Here is a 16777-nt window from a genome sequence, read left to right as displayed (position 1 = left end):
TCCTAATAAAGTATAATTAGCAGCCTGTTTTCATTAATGGTTCTATTCCTGGAAGCATCTTTCCTTCAAAAAATTCCAGGCTCGCTCCCCCACCACTTGAGACATGAGAGACTCTGTCTTTATCTTGAAAAACTACTACTGCTGCAGCTGAATCTCCACCGCCTATAACAGTAAATGCATTATTTTTTGCCGTGGCCTCACCTAAAGCAAGAGCAATCGATCTTGTTCCATTTGAAAAACTCTGTATTTCAAAGACCCCCATTGGCCCATTCCAAAGAATCGTTTTTGCCTTTGATATTTCTTCTTTAAACAACTCAACTGTTAGAGGACCAATATCCAATCCCATTAAATCGGAAGGGATTTTATCAACTAATACTGTTTTACAGGGCGAGGCAAAACTACATTCAGCTGCGACAACAATGTCTATAGGTAGCAGCACCTTCACTCCTAATTCCTTTGCGTAAGACAATGTTTCTTTAGCATAGTCAAGTCGATCATAATCACAAAGAGAATTACCTATACAATATCCCGCAGCCTTTAAAAAAGTAAATGCCATGCCACCACCGATAAGTATTGTATCTGCTTTAGTTATTAAGTTTTTTACCGCTCCTATTTTATCGGACACCTTTGCTCCTCCAAGTATTAAGAGAAAGGGTTTTTCTGGGGTATCTCTTATAGAACCAAGAATTTCAATTTCTTTTTGCATTAATTTTCCGGCATATGTAGGCAATATCTTTGCAATTGCAACCGTAGATGCATGTGTTCTATGTGCCACACTAAAAGCATCCATAATAAATAAATCAAAATTTTCGGCAAGTTGTTGAGCAAAAACATAATCATTTTTCTCTTCCTCAGCATAGTAACGAACGTTCTCAAGAAGAAGAATATCTTTAGAATCCCAGTTAGAAACCGCTTCTAATACTTTCTCTCCTATACAGTCTTGCACAAATCGGACATTCCAGCCTGTTATCCTAGCCAACTCTTCTCCCATTGGTTCAAGAGAAAATTCTGGGTTACGAACACCTTTAGGGCGGCCTAGATGTGACAATATCGCCACTTTGGCATCTGCTTCGAGAAGGGACTTTATGGTAGCCAGGTGAGATATGATTCGAGTGTTATCACTTACTTTTCCATCGTGAAAAGGAACATTAAAATCCACCCGAAGTAATACTCTTTTACCCCTAACTTCGTTAGGGGTAAAAGCATTAAGACACACGGTTATAAGCCTTTCTTAAAAACAAAGTTTGCTAAATCGATAACTCTTTTACTGTAGGCCCATTCATTGTCATACCACGCAAGTACTTTTACAAGATTATCTCCAATAACTAAGGTATGATTTGGAGCAAAAATAGAAGAGTGACTGTCTCCTATAAAATCCATCGAAACCAAATCTTCCGTTTCATAACCAAGTATACCCTTGAGAACTCCATCGGAATATTCTTTCATAGCTCCATTAATATCCTCAACTTTTACTTTCTTATCTAAAGTTACAGTAAGGTCTACAACAGATACGTTAGGAGTTGGCACTCTTAGGGCTAATCCATTTAACTTGCCTTTGAGCTCCGGCATTACTTCAGATATTGCCTTTGCTGCACCTGTAGTTGTTGGAATTATAGACAAAGCAGCAGCTCGTCCACGAGCAAGATTCGCTTTAGGGAAATCTAGCGTTACTTGATCGTTTGTATAAGAGTGTATGGTGTTCATTAAACCAGAAATAATACCAAATTCTTCGTGCAGAACCTTACAAACAGGTGCAAGACAATTAGTTGTACAAGAAGCGTTCGAAATAATGTTATGAGTTTTAGCATTATAGATGTTTTCATTAACCCCCATTACCACCGTGACATGATGATTTTTTGCAGGAGCTGTTATGATAACTTTTTTGGCACCCGATGAAATGTGAGCTTCGGCCTTCTCGGCATTTGTAAATCTTCCTGTTGATTCAATTACCAAATCTACTCCTAAATCATTCCATGGAAGCCTTGTTGGATCTGCCTCAGAAAAAGTTCTTATTTTTTTGCCATTTACAACAAGATCATTTTGTTCTAAAGATACTTCTCCAGGGAAACGACGAAATACAGAATCATATTTTAAAAGATATTCTAAAGATGTAGGTGGAGTCAGATCATTGACTGCAACAATATCAAAGAGATTATCAACTTCACTATTAGCAAAAAAAGCCCGCATTGATAGACGTCCTATCCTTCCAAATCCATTGATAGCCACTTTATATTTTGACATAAAAAAGCCTCCCTAATTTATATATATTTGTTGCTTACTAATAGGAGGCACATTAAAGAATTCCCCTATTAGCAGGCGTACATTAACTAAAAAATTGTCTTTTATGCCCTATACAAGATCTTCGAAAAGCACTCTTAAAAGCTCTCCGTGGGCAGTGGCACTTAATACGTCTCCATGTGCCCTGTAAGGCATAATGCCGTCAAAATATTCTGCCACACCACCAAGACACCCATGTCTTAAGTGAGAATTAAAAGGTCTTATAAAAATCCAACCTAAGTCTTTTCTAGTAGGATTACATTTTAAATAGGCAGTAATAAAATGTCCTAGCAACCACGTCCAAGCCATTCCACGAAAACGCGCCTTTTGTCTCTGATCTAGTCTTCCTTCTGAACGGCCTTTAAACTTATCGTGATGCGGATCTAAGGTGCGTAGCCCATATGTTGTATACAACTCATCCCAACAAAGTCTTAATATTTTTTTGGAGAAATCATGTCCTTCAAAAGGACTATATGGCAATGATATAGCCAAAATTTGATTTGGCCTGATAGACATATCTTGTTGCTTGCTTTCAGGGTCAACAAAATCAAATAATCCACCCATTTCTGAACACCAGAAGACTTTATGAAATGATTCAACACATAAGGCGGCAATTCTAGAATATTTCTCTTTCAAATTACTTTCTTCAGAGTACTTTTCAGCTACTTTTATTGCATTGTACCAAAGAGCATTAACTTCTACTAAATAGCCAATCCTTGATACTATTTCTTTTCCGTTAATTACACTATGCATCCATTGTCTTGGTGTATCTGTTTTTTTTATACACAATAAGCCGTTTTCTTCGTAGGTTGTATCAAGCTCAGGAATTCCATACAAATATTTGTCTACTATAGAATGAATGGCATCTGTGATTAGCTTTTTATTATCTATTGTGATATTTTCGACATGATTTAGAAATTTATCGGCTGCATAAACAAACCAAAGACCACTATCGACACATTCGAAAATAGGGACTCCATCTGCAGTTAAATATTCGGGCATAATCCAACCACACTCTCTAGCTCTTTCTAACCATAGGGTTAAAGTCCTTTCAGCTAGTGATTCCCGTCCTGTTGCTAAAGTTAAACCTGGAAGAGAAATAAAAGTGTCCCTTGATCTTATTTCTACCGAAGGGTATCCAGTATATATTGTAGGAATAGAATCTGGCCTGTCGTCTACTAAATGATAGGAAGCAAAAAGCATATCTTGTTCCGCACTACTCAACGCAGGTAATTTAGCCTTTTTTATTACATGATCAAATCTTCCTGCAGCTTCTTTTTCCAGTAAAGCAAGCTCTTCCATGGAAAAAACAGTAGGCTCTGAAGAAAGAACAACATATAATGTATCGCCTTCAGCAATTTCTTTTGTCAAAGATCCTGGTGACCATAGTTTGTCGAGAGACAAAGCATCTTCACTATCGTCTTGTTTATAGTATATATTTTCAAACCATAAAGGCTTAGTTGACCATTCCCCTGACGTAAATGAACAATAGCTTTTTAGCCCTCTTCCTTCAATATTAAGGAGGTTTGTAGCTAGATTATTCACCTCAAATTTATCTTTTCCTAAATCTGAAGTTTGATTATTGGGTCTGTGTGCAAATAGAGGACGTAAGTCAAGCTTGATCTTGTCAGGTGCTGCTAGCAACTCATATTTTAGAATTGTGCAAGGTTTGCCTCGTGGCATAAAAATTGATTTTTTGAGAAGTATGCTGTGAATAACAAATAAGATGCTTGGAAAGGGATTACCTTGATATTCTTGTATATACCTATATCCATCCGGATATACTAAATCTTTATAGTGGTTTGTAGAAAGTAGATATTTTTTGTTTTGGTAAGAAACAGTCTCTTCGATTTTACTTATGAGTACAGAGTGTTGCGTATCTTCATTTGGGCGGGTAACTAAGAGTCCATGCTCTCTTCTTGTATTGGCTCCTATTACTGTTGAAAAGCTATAACTTCCTAATCCGTTTGAAACTAAAAACTCTCTTCCCGCCCCCTTTTCATAGGTATTGACATCTGCTTTTCCAAGATACATACTCACCATCTCCTTATCAGAAATATTATTTTCTTAATACTTCTTCCAATTTTCTCCATCTATATTTTACCGTACTTTTGGTAATTGGTCTTGATAAAAATTGTCCCAATTCACCCAAAGTTGCACTCGGGTTTTCTTTTCTTAGAAAAACTAGCTCTTTAAGATGCTCTGGTAAGGTCTCTACCAAACCTTGAGTTTCTAATTTTTTAATTGTTTGAAGCTGGTTTTGTGCAACCGCTAAGCTTTTGTTTATATTTGCAGAATCACAGTTTACAAGTTTGTTTGCCCTATTTCTCATCATTCGTAAAATTGCCGTTTCTTCTAATGCAAGTGTTGTTCGAACAAAACCCAGACGGGAAAGAAGTGTCACAATTTGTTGTTGATTTCTTAAAATTAACTCACGTGTTTTTATTCTTTTTCTTACTCCTATTGAAAATCCTGCAGATTTAAGTATACTTTGTAATCTATCGGGGATACTGTTGTTTTCTGGCAACCTTATTACAAGATAATAACCAGATTTAGGTAGATAAAGAGAGCCGCAACTACCCCATACCCCTCTGATCCAATTCCAATTGCGTTCTCTTCGTCCAAAACTAGATGATCTTAGTATAATATCTTTAGCCATGCTCTCTTTAATTCGGAAAACTGTCTTGCCTTTTATATTTGTATTTATTATTTGTATTACATCTTTGGCATTCATTGTTTTATTGAATGTTGGAATCTCTGAAAAAAGATAAAGTAGTCTACGAATTGTAAACAACCTACGAGACGAAAAAACGTAATAATCAGAATCTTTCCTATAATTTAGTCCATTAATTATTCCTGCAATTTCGTCTTCTACTGGCTTAATAAATGGGATAGTGAGCCATTCGTCCCACAAAATATGTTCAAGATGTTTCATTCACTTTACCAAATTTTACTCTGTTTTCTTCAGCTAACGTCATTATGCTGTCTGTCAAGTTATACGTATCATGCCTAAGATACTTATCGTCCTTTATATATATAAAATCACCGTATATTACCGTTACGCCTAATGACTGTAAATATTTCTCTTCTCGATCAGACAAATACAGTGGATCTGCTCCAATATTGCTATATCTTTTTAAGTATTCTTCTGAAATAGGAGCTTGATTTGCGATTACATAGTCCGGAACAACTCCTAAAACACCAGTAATCCAATCAATATGAGAAAGGATATTCATCCCCTCTGTTTCCTTTGGTTGTGTAACAAGATTTGCAATATAGACAATAGGCACTGATGTGTTTTTTAGTTGAAAAGCCAAGTCTTTTAACAAAAGGTTTGGCAAAAGACTTGTAAACAAACTCCCGGGGCCCAATACTATAAGATCCGCGTCATCCACTGCTTTGATGACACTTTCAAGGGGCTTTGCATTTGTTGGCTCTAACCAAAGTTTAGAAAGATTGCTGCCGTTATCAGATATTTCAAGTTCACCACTTACTATTTTACCGTCAAATGTTTCACCCTTAAGCGTGACTGTTTCAGTAGTAACTGGTAGAACTTGGCCTCTTATTGCAAGTAATTTATTAAGTTCTTGCACAGCCCGTTGAAAATCTCCAACCATTTCCGTAGCAGCTAGCAAAATAAGATTTCCTAGACTATGTCCTCTTAGCTCTCCTCTATCAAATCTAAAGTTAAGCAGACTGTTCAATGAGTTATCATTCTCTGCCAAAGCGACTATGCAATTTCGTATATCACCTGGGGGCAGCATCCCCCATTCGTGTCGTATTCGACCGGAACTCCCGCCTTCGTCCGTTACTGCTACTACAGCGGTGATATTCCTAGTATAGCCTTTTAAGCCGACTAAAAGTGTAGAAAGTCCTGTGCCACCACCGATTGTAACTATTTTAGGCCCCAATGAAAGCCGATAGTCCTCATTGTTAATACGAGGGAAATGTTTGGGGTTAATACTCATAAGAACAGAATATTTGCCAGAGTAAATTAAATAGGCCAACAATGCGACTATTAATATCAACATTAATATAAAATAAAGTAAGGAACTCACTAATGATTCTCCTTGCCGATATCTCGATGCTCTATAACTATTTTGTTGCCTATTTTCAACAGTTTAGATGCAAGTGTCTCCACAATAGCAACAGAACGGTGACGCCCTCCTGTACATCCTATTGCAATATGAAGTTGTTTTTTACCAGTATTACTGTAAATTGGCGCTACAAAAGTAAATAGATCTTCTGCCTTATCTATAAATTCATCAAATGCGTCTATTTTCTTTAAAAAATTAAGGACTTGTTTATCCTTGCCTGTTAAATGTTTTAGCTCATTTACATAGTTAGGATTATTTAAAAATCTAACATCTAAAATATAATCAGCGTCATGTGGTAGTCCATATTTGAAGCCAAATGAACTTATGACAATAATTGGTCTATCTGCATTAACATTAATACTGTCTAAAAGTTTTTTCTTAAAATCAAGCAAGCTAAATTCGGAAGTATCTATTATTATATCAGCCTGATTGCGTATAGGTCCTAAAAGTTCTTTTTCTCTTGTGATTCCACCGAGCAATGTCGTCCCTTTTGCCATCGGATGGCGACGTCTAGTTGTTTCAAATCTTCTTACTAAACATTCGTCTGAAGCCTCTACAAAGAGGATTTCAAAGTTATTAATGCTCTTTTTTAGCTCTACAGTAGCTTCTTTAAGTTCTATAAGTGGTTTCTCTCCCCGCACATCCACGACGGCAGCTACACCATTATTGATTGCAGATGGCCTAGTAGTAAGCACTTCTATAAGTTGTGGCATGAGGATTAGAGGTAAGTTATCTATAACATAAAAACCTTGATCTTCAAAAACGTTAAGAGCAGAGGATTTTCCAGCTCCTGACATTCCTGTGATAATTACAAAACGTTTTATTTTATTATTTTTAAGAATTTCTCGCATAAACAAAATCTTCTCCTTCAACGATGAAGTTTAAAAAGTTTATTTATATGGAGCAATCTTCATTCTTACATTAAGTATAACAGGTTATTTACATTACTCAATTCTGTAATATCGGGCAGTATAATTGCGTTATAACAAGCTAATTAAGAAATAAAGAGTCACCAAATGAAAAAAAACGATATCTTTCAGATATAGCTTCTTGATAAATTGACAAAAGATTGTCATACCCCCCAAAAGCGGCTACAAGCATTAACAAAGTGCTTTTGGGAAGATGAAAGTTAGTTATCAGGGCATCGACTACCTTAAATTTATATCCGGGAGTGATAAATAAATCTGTCTCTAAGCTTCCACTGCGTATTGTTCCAAAAACTTTAGCAAATGATTCTAGTGTGCGGACTACTGTAGTCCCTACAGCTATAATGCGCCCCCCCCTTTTTTTTGTTTCTATAATCATTTTCGCAGCGATATCTGAGACCTCACATAATTCTTTATGCATTATGTGTTTAGAAATAAGCTCCTCTTTTACTGGCCTAAATGTCCCCAGTCCCACTCTTAATGTTATACAGGTGCGTTTTATGCCTTTTGCATCCAATTTTTCCAGTAGTTCCTGTGTAAAATGCAATCCGGCAGTAGGTGAGGCGACTGAGTTCTCTTTTTCTTTTTTTGCATAAACAGTTTGATACTGTTCCGGCTCACTATGAGTGTTAGTGATATAGTGTGGTAATGGCAACCTTCCAAGCTTCTCCATTATCAAAAGAGGATTAAGAGAATCTTTAAAATAAACTTCTCTAACCCCGTCATCAAGCTTTTTACCAATAATAATTTCTGTACCATCTTCCAAAACAACGGCTGTCCCCATGGGGAGTTTTCTGCCAGGTTTAACAAGTGCTGTCCATGTTTTACCGGCACTTTCGTTTTCTATGGTTTTATTTTCATTTAGAAATAGCACTTCAACTTTTGCCCCACCGTTCTTTTTCACTCCCTGAAGGCGTGCGGGTAGAACTCTCGTATCATTAAGAACAAGAAGATCTCCGGGGTGTAGATGGTCTGATAAATTCTTAAATAAAACGTGCTTAAATGGGCTATCCCCCGCTCTGCTTGCAATTAACAATCGACAAGCATCTCTTGGTTCCACAGGATCTTGTGCTATAAGCTCTTCGGGTAATACATAGTCAAAAGATGAGGTCTGAGATAAGTCAATTGAGTTTTTGTTTTGCAAGGTTGTGCATTCTCCTTCTTTTGCAATATAACCTAATTACTACTAACAAGAATAATATTACATTTCTTAATAAACAAAAACAAATAATCACAATATAAAAATCAATCATGATCAGTGTAATTTTATATTATATAAAAATGAAGATATGAGAAAAGTTTTTTGAAAAAATATAGCGTTCCGTGAAATGAGCTTATAAAGTTATCTTTTCTATTCTAAATCATCTAAAAGTTGAGTTTGATTGTTATTAGAAAAGTGTTGTGGTATTGGAATGCACAAATACTCCCATGTGGCACGCGTAGCCTTTCTTCCCCTTGGAGTTCGCTCAAGAAGACCTTTTTGTATAAGGTACGGTTCATATATATCTTCAATAGTTTGAGCATCCTCATTTAAGGCCGCAGCCAGAGTGGAAAGACCTACTGGACCACCATCAAATAACTCAACAAGTGCTTTTAGAAACTTTCTATCCCCTTCATCTAAACCTTCCGCATCGATACCCAACATGTCTAGTGCAAACTTTGCATGGTCTCGTTCTATTTTCTTCACTCTTTTGACTTCTGCTACATCTCTAACTCGCCTTAGAAGACGAAGGGCGACTCTAGGGGTTCCTCTTGATCTTATGCCGATTTCTTCTGCTGCATTATTTAAAATCTCAATTCCTAGAACTGAGGCCCCTCTTTTTACAATATCAGTCAATTCTTTCGGAGAATAGAGACTAAGTTGTTCTACAATACCAAATCTAGCTCTTAATGGAGATGTTAATAGACCTAGCCTTGTAGTTGCACCTATTAACGTAAATTTCGGAAGTGAAAGCCTTATGCTTCTTGCTAGAGGTCCCTTGCCAACAATTATAGATAGGGAAAAATCTTCCATAGCTGAATAAAGAATTTCCTCAATATTAGCTGACATTCTATGTATTTCATCAATAAATAACACGTCATTCGGTTGTATGTTCGATAATATGGCTGCCAGGTCCCCTGCTCTTTCTAATGCAGGGCCCGTAGTTACGCGAAGCGTTCCTTTCATTTCCATAGCAATTATTCCTGCTAGGGTTGTTTTTCCAAGCCCTGGCGGACCATAGAAGAGAGTGTGATCTAAAGGTTCTTCGCGTAAAATTGATGCCTCCAAATAAATACTAAGCTTATCCTTAAGTGTCGATTGGCCTATAAACTCATCTAAGCATTGTGGTCTTAAAGATAAGACATCTTCTTCTTTTTCTAATCGGATAGACTCTATTAGTTTATTTGGTTGTGAATTGTCTTCAATCATTATATTCCCTCACATTAAAAACCTAACTAGTTACGCTGTAGTATTGACAGGGTAGCTTTTAAAAGATTTTCTTCCGTTAGCATACTTTTATCTTCATATGCAGATTTCGATAAAGATATAGCCTTCATTGATTCTGTAATTGAAAAACCTAAGCCAGTCAATGCATCCAATACAATTTTATCCAATGTAAATGCCGTTTGATTTATTCCAGAGCTATCATTTAGGTTTATATCAGGAAATTTCTTTGCTATTTTGGGTTTTAGCTCAAAACAAATCCTTTCAATACGCTTGGCACCGAGCCCTGGAACAGAGAGAACGGTTGTATTGCCTAAGGTTATGGCCTTTAGAATATCTTCAGCATCTAAATACTGTAGTATTGTTATCGCTAATTTACCACCAACTGTTTTAACTTTTACCAATTCTAAAAATAAATCACGTTCTCTTTCGGTAAGAAAACCAAAAATAGAAATTCCTGCTGCAGATACCTGTAAAAACGTATAACAAAAAAGATCATCTCCGACAGAAATCGTTCGGAGAAGAGAAGCTGTGCTAAACACCTTTATGCCAAATCCTGAAACGTCTAAAACTATGCCATCCCCTTCTATGAAAAGCACCTTGCCTTGCAACGTTTCTATCATTGCTGATACCCCCTTGCAAGATTAACATCGTAAGTTCTTGAATAAAGACCTGCTATAGCGATTGCTAGGGCATCCGCTGCATCATCTGGACTTGGTCTTTTTGTAAGGCCTAAAATATTGGCTACCATACCTTGCACCTGGCATTTTTCTGCAGCTCCATAACCACAAACAGCTAACTTGACATCTGATGGCTTCATTTCATATGGTTCTTTGCCCAATTCCGCTGCCATTAATAAAATAACGCCTCTTGCTTGCCAAACCATACCAGCTGTTGTTACATTACGACCAAAAAATAATTTTTCTACTGCTATTATATCTGGCTCATACTCTAATGCTTTTACTTTTAATTCGTTATATAAAACATGTAACCTTTGCGTCAAAGACAAATCGGTAGGAGTTTTTATTACACCATAACACTCACAAATTAATCTATCTCCCACCTGAGTAACCACTCCATATCCTAAAGTACCTAGACCTGGGTCTATTCCGAGTGACCTTATTTTATTTCCTATCAAATTATTATTCAATTTCTGCTAATATATCGTCCGGGATATCAAAGTTTGCATAAACAGCTTGTACATCTTCATTTTCTTCAAATCTTTCAACAAGTGAAATTAGTTTTTCTGCCTCAAATTTATCAGCAATAGCAACTGTATTTTGAGGAACCATTTCTATTTCCATTGACTCTAGGTTATAACCGGCATCCTTTATTGCTTGTCCAACAACGGAAAGGTCGCTCGGAAGACAGACCACTTCATAGCCTTCTCCATCAGAAGTTATATCCTCTGCACCTGCATCAATTGCGATAAGCATTAGCTCATCTTCATCTATTCCTTCGCCTGTTATATACAAAACTCCCTTACGATCAAAATTCCAAGCCACACAACCAAGCTCCCCTATGGAGCCTCCTGTTTTTGTAAACAAGAGCCTCATCTCAGAAGCTGTTCTATTCCGATTATCTGTCATTGTTTGGACCATTACTGCGACTCCATTGGGTCCATACCCCTCATAAATAACTTCTTCCATGGAGCCTCCAAACTCTCCGGTAGCACGCTTGATTGCCCTTTCAATATTATCCGTAGGAACATTTATTGCTCTTGCTCTGTCAATCGCAACTTTTAATCTGAAATTGATATTGGGGTCAGCACCACCTTCTTTTGCAGCAGAAATGATGGCTTTTATAGACTTTTGAAATGCTGCTCCTCTTTTAGCGTCTTGACCAGCTTTGCGATGTTTTATATTTGCCCACTTTGAATGTCCTGCCAAAAAAATCACTCCATATTATATTAATTTGTTTAAACCTAGGTTATATATTCAGGTATTCTTGCTATTATTGGAAATTCCCTTTTATGGCCAGATTTTTTAATTGCACTTTCAATCTTATTTTTTATTTCACATGTAGCATATCCGTCAAATAAATATCTATCTAATTGTTCATAGGTAAAGCCCATTTCTTTTTCATCAGACTGTCCTTCCCATAATCCGGCAGTAGGAACTCTTTCTACCAGCTTGCGTGGGACACCTATATGTGTAGCTAATGCTATCACTTCTCCCTTTAATAAATCTGCCAAGGGTAATATATCTACACCAGAGTCACCATGTTTGGTAAAATAGCCATATTCCAATTCATCTTTATTTGTTGCCCCACAGACCATATATCCATGTTGCTGGCCAATCGAATATAGAGTCGTCATCCTTAGACGAGGTTTTATATTAGCCTTAGCTATGCTAGTCAATGTGCCTAGTTCTCTTGTTAAAAAATTTAATATGGTATCGTACGTTTCCGTTAAATCAACTTTATACGTTTTAAATTTAAATTTTTCAGCCAAAAGATAAGCATATTCCTCATCTTTTGAGGAACTATGGCAAGGCATTAAAACTCCAATAGTCTTATCTGCACCCAAAGATTCGACTAAAAGCCCGGCGAGTAAGGCCGAATCTACGCCTCCACTTACACCTAGTACTGCACCGTTAATTCCATTTAAAGCAAACTGCTCGGTTATCCAACTTAATAAATAGTTATGCAGTTTTTCTACGTTTCTGTAAATTGACAAATGACAAGCCCCCTACTTACAACACAACAGGTTGTTTATATTTTATCATATTAAAAAGAGAGCTAAGAATTTGTTATTGTAGTATAAAGTTTTAATTTATAATGCCATTTATTTATAATAGTTCTTCTTTTTTACATATGCTTGCAACCATGACAGCTTTTATTGTATGCATCCGGTTTTCTGCTTCGTCAAATTGTTTTGCGTATTTAGATTCAAACACCTCTTCTGTTACCTCTTCGCCTTTGACAGCGGGAAGACAGTGTAGAAAGATTACATTTGGATTAGAAGTAGCCCTTATTAAATCCATATTAACCTGATATGGAGCAAGCATTTTCTTTCGATCCTCTTCTTTTTCATCTTCCCCCATCGAGACCCAAACATCTGTATAAATTATATCTGCATTTTTTACTGCAATGAATGGATCCTCAGTAATCTCGATGGTACTTCCAGAATTCAACGTATTTGCCATTTCTAAACATTCTCCAAGTAGTTTAGAACTAGGGGAGAGAATCTTGGGCGTCCCTATTGAGAAATTCATTCCCATTTTTACTGCACCAATCATTAATGAATTCGCCACATTATTTCTTCCATCCCCGATAAATGCAAATTTTAGTCCGTTCAGATGTCCAAAATTTTCTTTTATTGTAAGAAGATCTGCCAGAACTTGGGTTGGATGGTATTCATCCGTTAATCCATTCCACACAGGAACGCCTGCATATTTTGCAAGCTCTTCCAAATTGTCTTGACTAAAACCTCTATATTGAATTCCGTCAAAAAGTCTTCCTAATACTCTTGCTGTATCTTTTATATCTTCCTTGTGCCCTAATTGGATGTCATTTTTCCCAAGAAATTCAGGATGTCCACCCTCATCTATCACAGCTACTGTAAATGAACACCTTGTACGAGTTGAAGGTTTTTCGAAAATTAAAGCTATATTTTTTCCTGAAAGAAGAGAACCATATATTCCCTTTTTTTTCTTTATTTTTAATTTTTCTGCTAAATTTAATAGATATTCAATCTCCATTGGTGTATGGTTTTTAAGAGTTAGAAGATTACGGTTTTGAAGATTAATTTGCATGTTCGTTCCTCCTTATAAAATTTATATTTCTGATATTATTTTTTTTAAAATTTCTGGAAGTTTATCAATCGTTTCAGAACATATATGTTCTCCTTTCCTAAACAACAGAAATCCTTCCGGTGTGCCCGCTATTCCGATGTCTGCATCGGACGCTTCTCTTGGCCCGTTCACTTCACACCCCATAATTGCTATAGTTGTGCCATCTGGTAAGTTTTCAGGCAAGTTTTTTTGCACCAACCGTATCAATTTTTTAACGTCAATTCTTTTTCGACCACAAGTGGGACAGCTTATAAAATTATATCCTCTTTTTCTTATATGCAGTGTTCTAAGAATATGATATGCACACTCTACTTCTTTGACTGGAGGTTCTGTCAAACTAACACGTAAAGTATCTCCTATTCCCTGAGATAATAAAATGCCTATTCCTACTGCACTTTTAATAATCCCAGAATAGGCTTCTCCTGCCTCTGTTATGCCAATATGAATGGGATATGCATATTTTTGAGAAAGTAACTCATTGGCTCTTATGGTATCTAACACGTCCGTGGATTTAGCCGACAAAATAATATCATGAAAGTTATATTCAAGAAGGGTTGCCAGCTGTTTTTCAACTGCGTTAAAAAGAGCTATAGACCTATCTCCTTTTGCCTCCTTTATTTGACTATTACTTAATGAACCTGCATTTGCACCTATACGTATAACCGAATTTGTATCTTTTGCTGTTTCTACTATTTCTTTTATCCCTGTGGCATTACTCATATTTCCGGGATTTATTCTTATTGATCTACAGCCCAGCTCTAGTGCTTTAACAGCTAATATATAATTAAAGTGAATATCTGCCATAATTTTTAAACTTGATAATTCTATTATCTTTTTAAGGTTACCTGCTAAAGATATATCTGGAAAAGCGACTCTAACCAGTTCACATCCGCTTGTTGCAAGATCCTCCGTTTCTTTTAGACATGCCTTCAAATCTGAGAGTGGAGTTTTTAACATACTTTCAACTCTAACGGGGTTATTCCCTCCTATTTTTAAACCATCTATACTTACAGTTCTTTTACCGTACATACATTACCATCCCTTAAAAACTCTAAGCAAATCCTTAGCAGTTATAAATATTATTAAGGATATTAATATAATAAACCCAATATAGTGTATCCAGGTTTCGTATTTTTCTGGAACTTTTTTCTTAGTAATCATCTCTGCAATTATAAAGACAGCTCGTCCACCGTCTAGCGCAGGAAATGGGAACAAATTAAGAATACCTAAATTAAGGTTTATTACTCCCAAAAAAATAATAAAAGACCAAAATCCTTGTTTTATAGCGTTTCCTGCAATAACTGCAACACCTACCGGTCCTACAACATCAGAATATGCCTTGCCAGATATTATTTTTAGCAAACCTTTTATAATTTCTACTCCCATATTCCAAGAGTAACTCCAAGCTAGTACCACTGACTTTAAAATTGGATATTTATGAAACGGTGGTTGGACACCCAAGAGACGTTCGTTTCGTTCTTTATCTAGAGGTATGTCTATTCTCAGTTCTTTATTTTCACCATTTCTTGTAATAACAAATAAAAAACTATCGTCTATCGTTTTTTCTTGAAGCCTTTTTTTAATATCGGACCAATCTTTTAAATCTACTCCATTAATACTTTTTATAACATCTCCTTCTTTGAGGCCTGCAACAAACGCAGGCGTATCAGGTAAGACATTACCTATTACAGGTGAATCTACAACATAAACACCTTGACACGATAAATATATAACGGTAAGAATCCATGCCAAAAACAAATTTACAGCGGCACCCGACAATATAATGATTAGACGTTCCCAAGGTTTTTTATTGTTTAACGAACGAGTGCAATCATAATTTTCCTGCCTATCTATTTCGTTTAACTCCATATCTTCTCCGTCTAATTTAACGTAGCCACCAATTGGTAAGGCTCTAAATGACCAAAGTGTTTCGCCTTTTTGTTTATGAAAAATAGAGGGGCCCATGCCAAATGAAAACTCATGTACAAGAACATTTCTCCATTTTGCCGCAAGATAATGTCCCCCCTCATGTGATATCACACATATTCCAATAACAAGTAAAAACGCTAAAAAATTTATCAATAAGATGTCCTCCATTTTTGAATTAAGTCAGATGCAATTCTCTGTCCTTCATATACCAAATTCACAGCCTCTTCTAGTGAAACAGGAGACAAACCCTGCCATTTCGAAAGAGCCGATTCAATGATGATAGGTATTGCTTGATAGGGAATTTCACCTTTGAGAAAACCATTTACTACCGTTTCATCAGCTCCTATAAGAAGAGCAGGATATGCACCTCCTGCAGCAGCTACATCTAGTGCCAATTGAAAACAAGGAAATTTCTTTTTATCTATATCCTGAAAGCTTAGAGGTGTTTCACGTAAAAAGGGAGGATCAATCCCGACATCTATGAGATCTAGCCGTTCAGGCCAAGACATTGCTGAAGCAATTGGGATTCTCATATCTGGATACGATAAATGCATTTTTATAGTCCCATCTGTAAAGAGGACAATTCCATGTACTAACGAATCGGGATGTATAACAGCCCCCACTTTGTCTACGGGCAAATTGAAAAGTTGCATTGCTTCTATACACTCGATCCCCTTATTCATCAAAGTTGCACTATCAATCGTCACCTTTGCTCCCATTTTCCAAGTTGGATGATTTAAAGCCTCTTTTGAAGTTATTTTCTTCATTTGATTATCGGAATAAGTTCGAAAGGGACCTCCTGAAGCAGTCAAATAAATCTTTTTAATTTCATTATAATTTTCATTTTTTATACATTGCCAAATCGCATTATGTTCACTATCTATCGGCCGAAGCTGATCTGTCCTAGTTATGAGAGGCATCACCCAAGGCCCGGCAACAACAATGCTTTCTTTGTTCGCTAATGAAACATTTTTATCGAGTTTCAGAGCTACTTGCAATGCTTTTATTGCGCAAACGCCAGCAGATGCAAAAACTACATGATCAATATCACTGTCTGAAACAATCTCTTCTAATGATTTAGCTCCTATTAAGCATTCATACCCAGGAACGTCAAACTTTCCATCTACAGGATTTGTCAAGCAAATTCTATTAACATCGTATTTTTTAGCTATTTTCAAAAGCTTTTCTTCGTTAGATTGAGCGGCCAAGGCCTTGATTTTAAAATTTTCGGGAAATCGCGCACAGATGTCAAGAACAGAAGTTCCAATACTGCCTGTAGCTCCTATAAGTGCTATCCTCTGGAGATTCTTAACATACATTTTTATGTTA

General features: G+C 36.4%; 16 protein-coding genes. All 16 read right to left on the bottom strand.

Annotation, left to right across the window (positions count from 1 at the left end; genetic code table 11):
• Nucleotides 1-16 precede the first annotated feature (16 nt).
• Nucleotides 17-1216 (bottom strand): phosphoglycerate kinase, encoded by a 1200-nt coding sequence (locus tag GXZ13_02025; GenBank protein NLX74617.1) that lies wholly within the window; start codon nucleotides 1214-1216, stop codon nucleotides 17-19.
• Nucleotides 1217-1218: 2 nt separating this feature from the next.
• A complete protein-coding gene (gene gap, locus GXZ13_02020) occupies nucleotides 1219-2241 on the bottom strand; it encodes a type I glyceraldehyde-3-phosphate dehydrogenase (protein NLX74616.1) in 1023 nt (340 codons plus the stop codon).
• 108 nt (nucleotides 2242-2349) lie between these two features.
• Nucleotides 2350-4311, bottom strand: coding sequence for an amylo-alpha-1,6-glucosidase (locus GXZ13_02015; protein NLX74615.1), 1962 nt, complete (start codon nucleotides 4309-4311; stop codon nucleotides 2350-2352).
• A gap of 25 nt (nucleotides 4312-4336) precedes the next feature.
• Entirely contained in the window at nucleotides 4337-5212 is an 876-nt protein-coding gene (gene whiA, locus GXZ13_02010; protein NLX74614.1) for a DNA-binding protein WhiA, read from the bottom strand.
• Nucleotides 5199-6308, bottom strand: coding sequence for a uridine diphosphate-N-acetylglucosamine-binding protein YvcK (yvcK, locus tag GXZ13_02005; GenBank protein ID NLX74613.1), 1110 nt, complete (start codon nucleotides 6306-6308; stop codon nucleotides 5199-5201). Before yvcK ends, whiA begins: the two co-directional genes overlap by 14 nt.
• Nucleotides 6309-6334: 26 nt before the next feature.
• On the bottom strand, nucleotides 6335-7216 hold the full coding sequence (rapZ, locus tag GXZ13_02000) for an RNase adapter RapZ (protein NLX74612.1): 882 nt from the start codon (nucleotides 7214-7216) through the stop codon (nucleotides 6335-6337).
• Between the two features lie 148 nt (nucleotides 7217-7364).
• Nucleotides 7365-8444 (bottom strand): tRNA preQ1(34) S-adenosylmethionine ribosyltransferase-isomerase QueA, encoded by a 1080-nt coding sequence (queA, locus tag GXZ13_01995; protein ID NLX74611.1) that lies wholly within the window; start codon nucleotides 8442-8444, stop codon nucleotides 7365-7367.
• Nucleotides 8445-8651: 207 nt separating this feature from the next.
• Nucleotides 8652-9710, bottom strand: coding sequence for a Holliday junction branch migration DNA helicase RuvB (ruvB, locus tag GXZ13_01990; GenBank protein ID NLX74610.1), 1059 nt, complete (start codon nucleotides 9708-9710; stop codon nucleotides 8652-8654).
• Between the two features lie 26 nt (nucleotides 9711-9736).
• Nucleotides 9737-10348 (bottom strand): Holliday junction branch migration protein RuvA, encoded by a 612-nt coding sequence (locus tag GXZ13_01985; GenBank protein ID NLX74609.1) that lies wholly within the window; start codon nucleotides 10346-10348, stop codon nucleotides 9737-9739.
• A complete protein-coding gene (ruvC, locus tag GXZ13_01980; protein ID NLX74608.1) occupies nucleotides 10345-10848 on the bottom strand; it encodes a crossover junction endodeoxyribonuclease RuvC in 504 nt (167 codons plus the stop codon). Before ruvC ends, GXZ13_01985 begins: the two co-directional genes overlap by 4 nt.
• A 19-nt stretch (nucleotides 10849-10867) precedes the next feature.
• Nucleotides 10868-11614 carry a YebC/PmpR family DNA-binding transcriptional regulator gene (locus GXZ13_01975; GenBank protein ID NLX74607.1) on the bottom strand — a complete coding sequence of 249 codons (747 nt, stop codon included), beginning with the start codon at nucleotides 11612-11614 and terminating at the stop codon, nucleotides 10868-10870.
• 35 nt (nucleotides 11615-11649) lie between these two features.
• Nucleotides 11650-12402 carry an NAD(+) synthase gene (gene nadE, locus GXZ13_01970; protein ID NLX74606.1) on the bottom strand — a complete coding sequence of 251 codons (753 nt, stop codon included), beginning with the start codon at nucleotides 12400-12402 and terminating at the stop codon, nucleotides 11650-11652.
• A 112-nt stretch (nucleotides 12403-12514) separates the two neighbouring features.
• Complete coding sequence (argF, locus tag GXZ13_01965; protein ID NLX74605.1) at nucleotides 12515-13480, bottom strand: ornithine carbamoyltransferase; 966 nt, start codon at nucleotides 13478-13480, stop codon at nucleotides 12515-12517.
• Between the two features lie 21 nt (nucleotides 13481-13501).
• Nucleotides 13502-14548: a flavodoxin-dependent (E)-4-hydroxy-3-methylbut-2-enyl-diphosphate synthase gene (gene ispG / locus GXZ13_01960; protein NLX74604.1), complete on the bottom strand. Its 1047-nt coding sequence runs from the start codon at nucleotides 14546-14548 to the stop codon at nucleotides 13502-13504.
• 3 nt (nucleotides 14549-14551) lie between these two features.
• Nucleotides 14552-15601 (bottom strand): site-2 protease family protein, encoded by a 1050-nt coding sequence (locus tag GXZ13_01955; GenBank protein NLX74603.1) that lies wholly within the window; start codon nucleotides 15599-15601, stop codon nucleotides 14552-14554.
• The gene (locus GXZ13_01950; GenBank protein NLX74602.1) at nucleotides 15598-16767 is read right to left on the bottom strand and encodes a 1-deoxy-D-xylulose-5-phosphate reductoisomerase; all 1170 of its coding nucleotides are present in this window, start codon (nucleotides 16765-16767) and stop codon (nucleotides 15598-15600) included. Before GXZ13_01950 ends, GXZ13_01955 begins: the two co-directional genes overlap by 4 nt.
• Between the last annotated feature and the right edge of the window lie 10 nt (nucleotides 16768-16777).

It is taken from the genome of Synergistaceae bacterium, from assembly GCA_012728235.1.
Classification (GTDB): Bacteria; Synergistota; Synergistia; order Synergistales; family Synergistaceae; genus JAAYFL01.
Note: the sequence above shows the minus strand (reverse complement) of the source record. Positions and strands in the feature narration are given on the sequence as shown.